7 protein-coding genes and 1 pseudogene are annotated in these 12,258 nt (G+C 72.4%); 6 read left to right on the forward strand and 2 right to left on the reverse strand.

The features are described from left to right. Positions 1-125: 125 nt before the first annotated feature. A complete protein-coding gene (locus ACIBEI_RS10605) occupies positions 126-1,010 on the reverse strand; it encodes an RNA polymerase sigma-70 factor (RefSeq protein WP_398887141.1) in 885 nt (294 codons plus the stop codon). A 216-nt stretch (positions 1,011-1,226) separates the two neighbouring features. On the opposite strand from ACIBEI_RS10605, the gene ACIBEI_RS10610 reads away from it, so the two are divergent. Continuing rightward, the gene (locus ACIBEI_RS10610) at positions 1,227-2,057 is read left to right on the forward strand and encodes an alpha/beta fold hydrolase (RefSeq protein WP_398887143.1); all 831 of its coding nucleotides are present in this window, start codon (positions 1,227-1,229) and stop codon (positions 2,055-2,057) included. A 96-nt stretch (positions 2,058-2,153) separates the two neighbouring features. Here ACIBEI_RS10610 and ACIBEI_RS10615 read toward each other — a convergent pair. After that, positions 2,154-2,999 (reverse strand): annotated as a pseudogene (locus tag ACIBEI_RS10615) (DMT family transporter); the annotation flags it as partial. On the opposite strand from ACIBEI_RS10615, the gene ACIBEI_RS10620 reads away from it, so the two are divergent. From ACIBEI_RS10620 to ACIBEI_RS10640, 5 genes are all read left to right on the forward strand, one after another. After that, complete coding sequence (locus tag ACIBEI_RS10620) at positions 2,990-4,435, forward strand: PLP-dependent aminotransferase family protein (RefSeq protein WP_398887145.1); 1,446 nt, start codon at positions 2,990-2,992, stop codon at positions 4,433-4,435. The pseudogene ACIBEI_RS10615 and the gene ACIBEI_RS10620 overlap by 10 nt on opposite strands. Positions 4,436-4,610: 175 nt before the next feature. Further along, complete coding sequence (locus ACIBEI_RS10625) at positions 4,611-6,191, forward strand: alkaline phosphatase D family protein (RefSeq protein WP_398887147.1); 1,581 nt, start codon at positions 4,611-4,613, stop codon at positions 6,189-6,191. A 175-nt stretch (positions 6,192-6,366) separates the two neighbouring features. After that, entirely contained in the window at positions 6,367-7,800 is a 1,434-nt protein-coding gene (locus ACIBEI_RS10630) for an SWIM zinc finger family protein (protein WP_398887149.1), read from the forward strand. After that, positions 7,797-10,457, forward strand: coding sequence for a DUF6493 family protein (locus ACIBEI_RS10635; RefSeq protein ID WP_398887151.1), 2,661 nt, complete (start codon positions 7,797-7,799; stop codon positions 10,455-10,457). Before ACIBEI_RS10630 ends, ACIBEI_RS10635 begins: the two co-directional genes overlap by 4 nt. Positions 10,458-10,634: 177 nt before the next feature. After that, a complete protein-coding gene (locus ACIBEI_RS10640) occupies positions 10,635-12,071 on the forward strand; it encodes a GNAT family N-acetyltransferase (RefSeq protein ID WP_398887153.1) in 1,437 nt (478 codons plus the stop codon). The last annotated feature ends 187 nt before the right edge of the window (positions 12,072-12,258 follow it).

Consider the following 12,258-nt stretch of genomic DNA (forward strand, 5'->3'; position numbering starts at 1 on the left):
TCCGTTACAGCTCGCACAGGCGTGTTTACACAGAGCGTTCATGCGGTGTTCGCGATGCGCCGTATACGTGACACAAAGGCAAAGCCCCCGCCTGGTGGACGGGGGCTCGGGCCGGGCGGAGCGTGTCAGTCGACGGCGAGCGACAGCAGCTTCTCAGGGTTGCGGATGATGTAGACGCACTGGATCCGGCCGTTCACGACGTCCAGCTGGAGGACGCTGTCGGGCTTGTCGTCGGACAGCACCAGGAGGGCCGGCCCGCCGTTGACCTCCAGGAAGCGGAACGATGCGTTCGCAACGCCCTTCCGCGTGATTCCGGCGATGAAGCGGCCCACCTTGTCGGCCGACTCCAGGACCCGCAGCGGCGCCTGGGCCAGTCCGCCGCTGTCGCCCACCAGGCGTACGTCGGGGGCCAGTAGGGACATCAACCCCTCGAAATCACCCTCCGTCGCGGCGGCGAGAAACCGTTCGGTGAGATCGCGCTGTTCGGCGGGGTCGACCTCGTAGCGCGGCCGCTTCTCCTCGACGTGCCGCCGGGCCCGCCCGGCGAGCTGCCGCACCGCGGACTCGCTGCGGTCGAGCGTGACCGCGATGTCGGCGTACGGATAGCCGAAGGCCTCCCGGAGGACGAACACCGCGCGTTCCAGCGGCGACAGGGACTCCAGGACGACGAGAACGGCCAGGGAGACCGATTCGGCGAGCACCGCCCGCTCCGCCGTGTCGGGGACGGTGGCCCCGAAGTCGGTGACGTACGGCTCGGGCAACCAGGGCCCTACGTAGGCCTCTTTGCGGGACTGGACCTGCCGCAGCCGGTCGATGGCGAGCCGTGTCGTGACGCGCACCAGGTATCCGCGCGGTTCGCGTACGTCGGAGCGGTCGGCGCCGGACCAGCGCAGCCATGCCTCCTGGACCACGTCCTCGGCGTCGGCCACCCGGCCGAGCATGCGATAGGCGACGCCCGTCAGGACGGGCCGGTGTTCTTCGAATACCTCGGTCAAGGTGTCGGTAGCCACGGCACCATCCCAACCCGACGTATCGGGTCGTGTCCAGGCGAATAACGGGTGGTCCCGCACACCCTGGCCCCCGCGTGCGGAACGGGTCGGGAGGCGCGCGGGAGGCGTTGGGGGCCGTACGCCCGGGAGATTGACGGCATCCGAGGGCTACCCGCGGGTAGTAATTGCTGACAAGGTGTCTAGGAGTCAGCCGGTCACCAGACGAGGAGCAGCTCCATGTCCGCCACGGTCTCCTTCAGCGTCCCCTCTCCGCGTGGCCCGCGGACCGTGACCCTCGCGTACGCGCGCGTGGGCAGCGGCGAACCGCTCCTGCTGCTGCACGGGATAGGTCACCACCGGCAGGCCTGGGACCCGGTCGTCGACATCCTGGCGGCCGAACGCGACGTGATCGCGGTGGACCTGCCCGGCTTCGGCGAGTCGCCCGCGCTGCCGGACGGGCTCGCCCACGACCTGCCGACGATGAACGCCGCGCTCAGCGGGCTGTGCGAGGCGCTGGAACTCGACCGGCCGCATGTGGCAGGCAATTCCCTGGGCGGGCTGCTCGCCCTGGAGCTGGGCCGCGAGAAGCTCGTACGGTCCGTCACGGCGCTGTCGCCCGCCGGGTTCTGGTCTCCGACCGAGCGGCGGTACGCGTTCGGTCTGCTGCAGGCGATGCGGGCGGCCGCGCGGAGCATGCCGCTGCCGATGGTCGAGCGGCTGTCCCGGTCGGCGGCCGGGCGCACTGTGCTGACGAGCAGCATCTACGCCCGCCCGGCCCGTCGTTCACCCGAGGCGGTCGTCGCCGAGACCCTCGCGCTGGCCAATGCCCAGGGCTTCGCCGAGACGCTCAGGGCCGGTGGCTCGGTGCAGTTCTCCGACGACGTCCCCGGACTTCCCGTCACCGTCGCGTGGGGCACCCGGGACCGGATTCTGGTGCGCCGCCAGGGGATCCGGGCCAAGCAGATCATTCCGCGGGCCCGGCTGGTGCGGCTGCCCGGCTGTGGGCACGTCCCGATGAACGACGATCCGGCGCTGGTCGCCCGGGTCGTCCTGGACGGCAGCCGCTGACCTGCCTCGCGTCCACCGGCTCAACGCGCCCGATCCCAGGGCGACTCCGGCACCGACGAGGGCGCTGCCGACGGCCTGGGGCGCCCCGTAGGAGCCCGTTCCGACGAGCGGGGCCGTGCAGGCCGCCGCGACGGGGATGAGCCCGGAGAAGAGCGTGGCGCGCTCCGCGCCGATGCGCTGCATGCCCATGTACCAGCAGACGAAGCCGATGACCGTGACCACCGCCGCCTGCCACAACAGGGCGGCCGTCTCGGTGGTATCGGGAGTCCGCAGCCAGGCGCGGCCGTCGACGATGACCCCGGCCACCGCCGACTCGACGGCGGCGACTCCGCACACGGTGGCGGACAGCAACCGGGGCCCGAGCGGTCGCAGCACGGGCACGGCGAGCACCGCGAAGCCGACCTCGCCGACGAGCGCGCACAAGGAGAAGGTGATTCCGGCTCCGTCGGCGCGTCCCCACCCCTGCACGACGAAGGCACCGCAGGCCACCAGCAACGCCCCGTACAGGACGATCCGTTGGGGCCGGCGGCCCTCCAGGAGAGGTACGAGAACGGCCACGACGACCGGGGCGCAGCCTACGAAGACACCCGGTACCGCGGGTTCCGCGGTTCGTTCGGCCGCGATCACGGAGAGGTTGAACCCGACCATGCCGACCGCCGCGAGCAGCGCGAGCCGGGTCCACTGGGCCGGCGTCAGAGTGCGCAGGGGTGCCGCGCCGCCCCGGCCGACCAGCGGCAGGAGCAGCAGACAGGCGAGGCCGTAGCGGACGAACTGGCCGCCCGCGTACGGGTAGTGGCCCAGGACGCTGTTGGCGGTGAAGGAGCCCCCGACGAGGACGCAGGCGAGGGCGGCGAGCAGGGCCCCGCGGGTGGTGGTGGCGTTCATGCCCGTGACGCTATGAAGGGCGGCGGTCCGGTTTAAGGTCCACTTCCATGACGTCATCGGGGACCAATCCGGATACGCCCGGAGAGGCGGAGTGGGCCGCCGCGTGGGAGCTGCTCCTGCCGGCCGCTTCGGCACCGGCACGCGCGCGTGGCCGTTCGCTGCAGGCCGCGCTGCGCGAGGCGGTCCGTTCGGGGCGGCTGGCGTCCGGCACCCGGCTGCCGTCCAGCCGTGAACTCGCCGCCGATCTCGGGGTGTCCCGGGGCCTGGTCACCGAGGCGTACGAGCAGTTGACCGCGGAGGGCTATCTGCGCAGCGACCGGGGTGCCGGGACCTGGGTCGGCGGGGCCGTCCGGGCCGCCCTCCCTCGCGCGCGGGACCTCGCTCCCCGCTCCCCCGGCGCCCGGGCCGACTTCCTGCCCGGCACACCCGATCTGTCGCTCTTCCCGCGCGCCGCCTGGTCGGCCGCGCAGCGCGGGGTGCTCGCCGAACTGCCTCACCACACGCTGGGATACCCGGACCCGCGCGGGCTGCCCCGACTGCGTACGGCTCTCGCGGAGCTGTTGGCCCGTCGCCGGGGCGTGGTCGCGGATCCGGAGCGGGTGGTGGTCGTCTCCGGTGTGGCGCAGGCGATGACACTGCTCGGATTCGTGCTCCACGCGCGCGGGGTGCGCACCGTCGGCGTGGAGGATCCCGCGAGCCCGGAGCACGGCACCCTGTACGCGTCGGCGGGCATCGGCACCGTACCGCTGCCCCTGGACGACGAAGGGCTGGCGACCGGGCCGCTCCGGGCGTCGGGCGTACGGGCGGTGGTGACGACGCCGGCGCACCAGTTCCCGTCGGGGATCGCGTACTCCGCGCGGCGCCGCACCGAACTCCTCGACTGGGCACGCGCCGTGGACGGGCTCCTGGTGGAGGACGACTACGACGGGGACTTCCGGTACGACCGGGCCCCGGTGGGCGCCCTTCAGGGACTCGATCCGGAGCACGTGGCGTACACGGGGTCGGTGAGCAAGTCCCTGGCACCGGGGCTGCGGCTCGGCTGGCTGCTGGTGCCGGCGGCGCTGGCCGAGGAGGTCGTCGAGCGCAAGCGCACGATGGACCTCGGCAACCCCGTCGTCGACCAGGCGCTGCTCGCCCGCTTCGTGGAGCGCGGCGACTACGACCGCCAACTCCGCCGCTGCCAGCGGGCGTACAAGGAGCGCCGCGACACGCTCGTCGCGGCCCTGGAGGACCACTTCCCCGGCGCGGAGATCTCCGGCATCGACGCCGGCCTCCACGTCATCGCCACCCTGCCCGGCCGCTACGGACCTCAGGACCGCTTCCTGGACCGAACGACCACGGCAGGCATCGCTCTACGCCCCCTCACGGACTACACACACGGTCCGGCGAAGGACGACGTCGTACGCCTGGTGCTGGGCTACGCCCATGTCTCTCCGACGCGCATCCGAGAGGGCGTACGTCTGATGGCGACGGCGGTGCGGGCCGCCCTGTAAGGGGAGCGGGGAACTGCGCGACAAGCCACAGGCAACCCGCGCATCACCCGCCGACTTCGACCGCCCTGTCCCGATCCCGCGGAGCACGTTGTTCACTTGTGGTTTGCGCGTGCGCTGCGGCGCACCAGTAGTTGTGGCCGTGCACACTGGTCCGACCCGTCCCAGGAGGCGTCCCATGTCACACAGCCCGCCGAACCCGTTCCCCGGCCGCCGCAGCGTGCTGCGCGGCTCGCTCGCCGCGTCGGCGGCGCTCGCCCTGCCCTCTTCCGTCAGCACGGCCCCCGCGTTCGCCCTGTCCGGCCGGCCGAAGGCTCAGTGGGGTGTGCAGGCCGGAGACGTGACCACGAACTCCGGCCTCGTGTGGGTGCGTTCCGACCGTCCCGCGCGCATGATCGTCGAGACCTCCGCGACCGAGTCGTTCCACAGGGCGAAACGGTGGCACGGCCCGCTCCTGGGCGCCGACACCGACTTCACGGGTACGGTCCCGCTGCGCGGTCTGCCGGCGGGCGAGCAGATCCACTACCGGGTGACGCTGGCCGACCCGGACGACTACCGCCGCACCGGTGAGCCCGTACCGGGCACCTTCCGGACCGCCCCCGCCAAGCGGCGCCAGGGCGTCCGGTTCCTCTGGTCGGGCGACATCGTGGGCCAGGGCTGGGGCATCAACCCGGACATCGGCGGGCTCTACGCGTACGAGGAGATGCGCCGCCTGAACCCGGACTTCTTCCTGTGCAGCGGCGACACGATCTATGCGGACGGCCCCCTGTCGGCGTCGGTAACGCTCCCGGACGGCCGTGTCTGGCGGAACGTCACCACCGAGGAGAAGTCCAAGGTCGCGGAGACCCTCGCCGAGTACCGGGGCAACTTCCGCTACTCGCTGCTCGACGAGAACGTACGCCGGTTCAACGCCGAGGTGCCGACGATCACCCAGTGGGACGACCACGAGGTCGTCAACAACTGGTACCCGGGCGAGATCCTCACCGACGCCCGCTACACGGTGAAGGACGTCGACACGCTGGCCTCCCGCGCCCGCAAGGCGTTCAGCGAGTACTTCCCGATCTCCACGCTGCCCTCCACGGGCGAGGACGGCCGGGTGCACCGGGTCGTGCGCCACGGTCCGCTGCTGGACGTGTTCGTGCTCGACATGCGTACGTACCGCAACGCCAACTCGCCGGACCGCCAGCCCGACGACACCAACGGCATCCTGGGCGCGGAGCAGTTGGTGTGGCTGAAGCGGGAGTTGGCACGGTCGCGCGCCGTGTGGAAGGTGATCGCCTCGGACATGCCGCTCGGTCTGGTCGTGCCGGACGGCGCGACGGACATCGAGGCCGTCGCGCAGGGCGACCCGGGCGCGCCGCTCGGCCGCGAGCTCCAGATCGCGGAGCTGCTGCGGTTCGTCAAGCACCGCAGGATCACCGGCACGGTGTGGCTGACTGCGGACGTGCACTACACCTCGGCGCAGCACTACGACCCGTCGCGCGCGGCCTTCAAGGAATTCGCGCCGTTCTGGGAGTTCGTCTCCGGTCCGCTGGCGGCCGGCGGCTTCCCGGCGAACGCGCTGGACGGCACCTTCGGTCCCGACCGGGTCTTCATCAAGGCGCCGACGACGGCGAACGTCTCGCCGATGGAGTCCCCGCAGTACTTCGGCGAGGTCGACATCGACGGCGACAGCGGCGAACTGACGGTCCGTCTGCGGGCGACGGGAGGTTCGGTGCTGTTCACGAAGGTGCTGCAGCCGGGGCGTGTGGGCCAGTAGTCCGCGTGCGCGCGGACCGGCGAGATCGCGCCTGCGCCGGTCGGCAGGTCCCGTACTCTCGAACCTCGTGCCGCGTACCGGAGTCATCCCCCGGTGCGCGGCACGGCCGTTGGCTCATTTCCTGGGTTTTCGCAGGTCAGGGCCGATTGTCAGTGGTCGCCTCTACGGTTTTTCCATGACGCGATCTTTGCAGGCCGTGGCCTACACCCGACCCTCCGCGCTGGAGTCCGCACCGGGCGGACGGCGCCTGGGACTTGAGACCTCGCGGGGTGCGACGCCCCGAGGCGTCGAGGACCATCCGCGGTTCTTCGCGGGCTTCCTGACGTCGCCTCAGGTGGCCGCTGCGGGTCTGCTCGCGGTGGCCGACGTGGCGGGCGCGCGGTACTACCAGCAGCAGCTGCGGGCCTCGCTGGACCCGGTGGTCACGGGCAACGGCGACCGGCTCCGCTTCGAGTCCTTCTCCGGGTGCGGTGGGGTGTACGCGCGTCTGGACGTGCTGGACACGGGCCTGGACGGCGGCGAGGTGGGCCACGGCACGACGAACGTCGACGTCAACAACCCGTTGCGGGAAGCCCTGTCGAGGATCGGCTCGGACGATCCGCTGCATCTGCGCGTCGGCCCGGACGAGATGGCCGTGACCACGCTCGACGGGCCGGTCGTGGAGAAGAAGGTGCCGCTGCCGGACCGGTGGCTGCGCGGATTCGCCGAGGCCCAGGTAGTAGCGGCCGGCTTCGACCTGCGGGCCGAACTGCCCGCGGCGGAGGCTGTGCGGTTCCTGCGGTCGCTGCCCCGTTCCACGGCGCGTGGCACCTCCCGGAGCGCGGGGTGGGTCGTGCCGGCCGGCCGGGGTCTGCGACCCACGACCAGGCCGGTGCCCGGCGCCGTGTGCCTGCCGGGTCCCGAGCGACTGATCGCCCTCCAACGGGTGCTCCGCCACGCGACGGCACTGCGGGCGTACGGTCCTTCGCTCGCCGGGGCCTCCGCGGCGGCCAGTGCCTGGGAGGTCGTGCTGCCCGGGATGCGGCTCACTCTGACGCTGTCCCCGGAAGCTTCGCGGGGATTCTCCGGTGAGGGCGGCGTCCTGGACGCGCTGGCCACCGACGAGGACGCCGAGGACGCGGAGCTGATCTCGGTGCTCCTCGCCTGGGAGCCCCGGATCGACGTCGGGGATCTGTCCGCCGCCTCGGGCCTGCCGGCCGAGCGCGTACGGGCCGCCCTGGTCCGCCTGGGCACCTCGGGACGCGTCGGGTACGACACGGCGGAAGCGGCCTACTTCCACCGCGAACTGCCCTACGACGCCGAGCGCGTGGAGCGGCACAACCCGCGGCTGCGGGCGGCCCGGGCGCTCGTCGCCGAGGGCGCGGTGGTCCTGGACGGTGCGCTCGGAACGGTGACCGCGCAGGACGGGCACGCGCACCGGGTGCGCGACGACGCGGGTGTGCTGAGCTGCAGTTGCCTGTGGTGGGCCAAGTACCGAGGAGGGCGCGGACCGTGCAAGCACGCACTGGCCGTGCGGATGGCCCGCCGGGGAGCGGTGGCCGGACAGCCAGAGGCACAGGCCAAGACAGAGGCAGAAGCAGCGGTTCTGATCGACGGGGGTGTGCGATGAGCGGTGCGGTGTCGGCGAGTGAGGCGTTGCTGGGGGCTGTGCGGGCGGGGCGGATGGGCGAGGCCGCGGGGCTGCTGGACGGAATGACGGATACCGAACGACGGGCGTGTCTGCCCGCGTTGAAGGACCTCCGCAAGGAGTTGCGGGCCGCGCCCTGGGACGCCGCGTCGCGGAAGGCGTATCCCGCGCTGCACGCGGCCGGGGCCGCCTGCCACACCGGAGCCGCGGGGACCGCGACCTGGCTCACCGCCGCCGACCTGCGCTGGTCCCAGGCCTCGCCCGGAGTGCTGCTCCATGTACTGGGCGACCGGGAGCGCGACTGGCTCGGCGACGTGGCGCACCGGCTCGCGGAACGCCCGCCGCTCGCCCAGGTGCCGTACGAGCTGATGTCGGGCCTGGTACGGCTGTCGGGCTGTCCGGTGCCGACGACCGAGACCTACGTGGTGGGCTGGATCGAACAGGTCGGAAGCCTGTGGCAGCGCGGGGACACCGTTCTTCAGCGGCTTCGTCAGGACCCGTACACGGCGGAGCTGGTCGCCGCCGTCTTCGGGATCCCGGACATCGGGAGCCGTCTGGACTGGCTGTTCGGTGACGGCCCGGACAGCTGGTTCAACGCGCTCGCGCAGCTCACCCGCGAAGGCACTCTCGACCGGAAGGCCACGGTCGACGCCTGCGTGGCGCGTCTGCTGCGCGGCGGTGCGCCGTCCGACTGCAGGGTGTTCCTGCGACTGCTGACGGCACTGGAGCTGACCCGGGACGAGGAGCGGGAGCGGGCCGCCGACTGGCTGGCGCTCGCTTCCGACGCGGTGTCCACGGTGGCTTCGCACGCCCAGTCGGTGCTCGGCTCCCTAGCGCTGGCCGGCGAGTTGACGCCCCGGCAGCTCGCGGAGATGTCCGGCGGTGTGCTCTTTCGCACGGAGAAGAAGCTGGTCCGGGCTCAGCTCGTACTGCTCGGGAAGGCGCTCCGGCGCGACCCGTCGAGCGCGGCCGAGCTGCTCCCCGCCGTGGCCCAGGCCTTCGGGCACGAGGACACGGACGTACAGGAGCGAGCGCTGAAGCTCGTCGAGCGCCACCTCCCCGCGGCTTCACCAGAGGTCCGGGGTGAAGTGGCGGACGCGGCCGGTGAGTTGAGCCCGGGACTGCGAGTGCGCGCCACGGAAACGCTGGGCCTGGACGGGGCCGACCGGCTGCCGGAACCCTATGTGGAACTGCTCCCGCCCGCACCGGAGCCGTCACGGGTCCCACCCGCACCGGACTCCGCGGTCGAGCTGGCGGAGGAGGTCGGCGCCCTGCTGGCGTCCGGGGGTGACGTGGCGGCGTTCGAGCGCACCCTGGACGGCCTGGTGCGGCATGCCTTCCGGGACCGGGAGGCACTGGCCGAGGCCCTGAAGCCGGTGGTCGCGAGACGCTGGTGGGTCGACGCCGACTCGCGGTACACCTCGGTGGACGGGCACTTCCGCGCGAGCCCGCACGGTCTGGAGGTAGTGCTCGCGACCCTGCTGGGCAACGTGAGTACGGCCACGCTGCGCAAGGCCGTCGAGCACGGGCCAATCGCGGACCCCTGCGTCCACAGCGCGCTCGCCGCCGCCTTCAACGCCCGTCTGTGGGAGGCGGCCCACCGGCTGCGCACCGACCCACTGCCGTTCCTACTGGCCACGCCGACCTGGGGGTCGGGACTCCTGGAGCCGGACGAGTTGGTGGCCCGCCTCGACGAGTACCGCCGGCTGGGCACCCGGCCCGGTGCCGCCGACTTCACACAGGCGCTGCTCCGGGTACGACTCGACGACAGCACGTCGGCCCCTGCGGCCGCCGAACAGGCGGCGGCGCTCGGCACGGCGGAAGGCAACCGGCTGGCACTGTGGCTCACCACCGACGGCCCGGCCATGCCCAGGAGCAGCCGACGGACCTCGGGGGTCCGCATCCTGCTCGAACTCGGCGAACTCGACGGATTGCCGGGAGAGTTCCCCGCGGCGTTCCGACGGCTCGGCCGGCCCGTGGGTCTCTTAGAGGCGCGCGCGTACTGCGCCCACTACTGGGACCGGGCCGAGCGGCACCACTGGCTGGCGGTGGTGCCCGGGCGGCCGGAGCTGGTGGCCGCGCGACTGCTGCGCGAACTCTCCTCGGTCGCGGTCGAAGGCACCCGTGGCGATGCCTCCGTACTGCCGCTGCTCGCCGAGGCTCCGGGCGAGGCGGGTGAGGCCGTGCATCTCGGTGTGGCGTGCGGGCTGGGCGCACGTCACCCGGAGGACCGGCTCAGCGCGGTGGACGCGCTGCTGGTGCTCGCCGCGCGGGGGCAGTTGGACGCCGGGAGACTCGGCGCGGATCTGGGGCAGCTGATACACCGTGGAGCGGTGAAGCCGCTGCGGCTCGCCGAGTCCGTGCGGACCGCGGCGACGACCGGTGCGTACGCCACCGTCTGGGAGATACTCCGCGCCGCGCTGCCCGTGCCGCTCGCGGATCTCGCGACGGACGGTGCCGCCACGTCCGCCCGCGGGTTCGGGGAGCTGCTGGCCGTCGCCGCCGAGTGCGCCGAACGGACGGGAGCGCGCGGCCGCTTGGCACATCTCGCACAGGCGGCGGACCGGCGTGGCTCGTCCCGGCTCGTCACCCAGGCCCGTCGGCTACGTGCCACGCTGGATCACGGGGTGGCCGCCTGAGCGTAGGCGGGGTGCCGACGCCCGGGCCCGACCTGGCCGTTCGGCTGAACTGCCGGCTCACGTCAGAGGATCGTAAAAAATGCAACAAAGAGGGCAGAAACACACTTAACCGATCAGTCACAAAGCGTTCGTGATCACGCAACACCCATCCTTCACAGTGGCTGTATGACTCAAGACATGTCTCAAGTGACGCGTGCGAAAAACGGTCGGCCGGTCCACCACTGGCGCCGGGATCTCGTCGAACTGGCCGCGCTGTTCACGGCGGTGGCGGTCGCCGACGCCGTGGCGAACCTCATCGGGCACGGCCCCGACGGCCCCGCCCTCCTCCTGATCTCGGCGGTCGTACTGGTCGCCACGGCGGGCTTCCACACATGGTGGTCACGCCGCCACGGCCATGCTCCTCCGACAGGCGATACCGGCTCCCGGCCGACCGCCGCCGTGCGGACCGCCGGGGCGTCCGAAGCGGACGCGACCGCAACCGAGGTCATCGCCGGGGAGACCGTGCTGTGGCGGATGCGGACGACCGTTCGCGACGAGCCGGGTTCGCTGGCGGCCCTGTGCGCGGCGCTGGCGGGACAGCGGGTCGACATCCTCAGCCTCCAGACGCATCCGCTGACCGAGGGCACCGTGGACGAGTTCCTGCTGCGGGTTCCCGCCCAGGTCTCGGCCTCCGACGTCACCCGGGCGGTGTCGCACGCCGGCGGCGCCGGCACCTGGATCGAGCGGGCCGACGCCCACGACCTCGTGGACGCGCCCACCCGGGTACTGGGCCTGGCCACGCGCACGGCCCTGGACGCGGCCGAACTACCATTGGCACTGCGGCAGTTGCTGGGTCGGTGCACGATCCGGTCGCTGCCCGCCGGTTCGGTGCGCGGTGAGCGCGCGGACGAAGCGGCGCCCGTCGAGGGGGCACTTGAGGACACTGTGATGCGGCTGCGTGCCCCGGAAGGCGGAGTGATCACTGTGGAGCGGCCGTATCTGCCGTTCACGCCCACCGAGTTCGCGCGGGCCCGGGCGCTGGTCGAGCTGGACGCCCGGCTCGGTCCGCGCGTCCCCCGCCGCCAGGACGTCCTGACGCTGCCGCAGGGCAACGCCATCACCGTGCGCCGCGCCGACGCCGGGGACGTCGACGCCGCGAAGGCCATGCACGAGCGGTGCTCGTCGCGCACGCTGGGCATGCGCTATCACGGGCCGGTCGGCGACGCCGACAAGTACCTCAACCACCTGCTCAGTCCCCGTTTCGGGCGCACCCTCGCCGTGCAGACCGCGTCGGGGCGCATCGTCGGGCTCGGGCATCTCCTCTGGGACGGCGACGAGACGGAGATCGCGCTGCTCGTCGAGGACGACTGGCAGCGGCGCGGTATTGGCAGCGAACTGCTCGGCCGACTGGTGACGATGGCCGTCGAGGCCGGCTGCGAGAGCATGTACGCCGTCACGCAGTCGTCCAACACCGGCATGGTCGCCGCCATGCGCGGCCTGGACCTCCCCCTCGACTACCAGATCGAGGAAGGCACGCTTGTCATCACGGCCCGACTCGACGCGACGCCGGTGAGTTCGCGACTGCCGTACGACGAGGCCCGGCAGCACCAGCCGGAACACTCCGTGCGGGACTGACGAGGAGGCGAGCGATCTCGTCGTCGTCCCACCACGGCTCGGTACACGGCGGCTCGGCGCGCGACGGCCGGGTGCGCGACGACTCGTCCCGATGCGGATGGATCATCACGCGACGGCGGCAGGCCCGGCGAGGTTCGCCGGGCCTGCCGCCGTTCCGGCCGGACCCACCGCGCACCGCCCGTCACCC

Source organism: Streptomyces sp. NPDC050988, assembly GCF_044456225.1.
In the GTDB taxonomy this organism is placed as follows: Bacteria; Actinomycetota; Actinomycetes; order Streptomycetales; family Streptomycetaceae; genus Streptomyces.

What these genes read in the sequence shown, in the direction of transcription:
- ACIBEI_RS10610 (WP_398887143.1), top strand. Translation starts at nt 1,227, where the DNA reads ATGTCCGCCACGGTCTCCTTCAGCGTCCCCTCTCCGCGTGGCCCGCGG.
- ACIBEI_RS10620 (WP_398887145.1), top strand. Translation starts at nt 2,990, where the DNA reads ATGACGTCATCGGGGACCAATCCGGATACGCCCGGAGAGGCGGAGTGG.
- ACIBEI_RS10640 (WP_398887153.1), top strand. Translation starts at nt 10,635, where the DNA reads ATGTCTCAAGTGACGCGTGCGAAAAACGGTCGGCCGGTCCACCACTGG.
- ACIBEI_RS10630 (WP_398887149.1), top strand. Translation starts at nt 6,367, where the DNA reads ATGACGCGATCTTTGCAGGCCGTGGCCTACACCCGACCCTCCGCGCTG.
- ACIBEI_RS10635 (WP_398887151.1), top strand. Translation starts at nt 7,797, where the DNA reads ATGAGCGGTGCGGTGTCGGCGAGTGAGGCGTTGCTGGGGGCTGTGCGG.
- ACIBEI_RS10625 (WP_398887147.1), top strand. Translation starts at nt 4,611, where the DNA reads ATGTCACACAGCCCGCCGAACCCGTTCCCCGGCCGCCGCAGCGTGCTG.